At 73.8% G+C, this 401-nt stretch carries 1 protein-coding gene; it reads left to right on the top strand.

What is annotated here, in order from left to right:
* A partial coding sequence (locus AC0IYH_RS29600) for a molybdopterin cofactor-binding domain-containing protein (RefSeq protein WP_471837627.1) occupies positions 1–401 on the top strand: 401 nt, incomplete at both ends.

Raw genomic sequence — 401 nt, 5'->3', positions numbered from 1 at the left:
CGCCGGTTCGGCTGGCCCGACCGTGTGTCCGACCCGGCATCGGTGCGCGATGGCGAATGGCTGATCGGCATCGGCATGGCGGCGGCGCTGCGCGGCAACTTCACCGTCAATGCGGAGGCGCGGGTCAGCGTCCTGCCCGATGGCCGCGCGGTGGTCGAGACGGACATGACCGACATCGGTACCGGCACCTACACGATCCTCGCGCAGGTTGCGGGCGAGATGCTCGGGCTCCCGATTGACCGCGTCGAGGTGCGGCTGGGCGACAGCGACCTGCCCGCCAGCGCCGGCTCCGGCGGGTCGTACGGCGCGGGCAGCGCGGGGTCGGCGGGGGCGCGGGCGTGCGAGGACAACCTCGCCGAACGTGGCCGCCGCATGAACGCCGCGCCGGACGAACTGCGCCT

Source organism: Pseudomonas sp. AC463 (assembly GCF_979253585.1).
The sequence above is the reverse complement of the archived record's forward strand: the minus strand, read 5'-3'. Positions and strand labels throughout refer to the sequence as shown.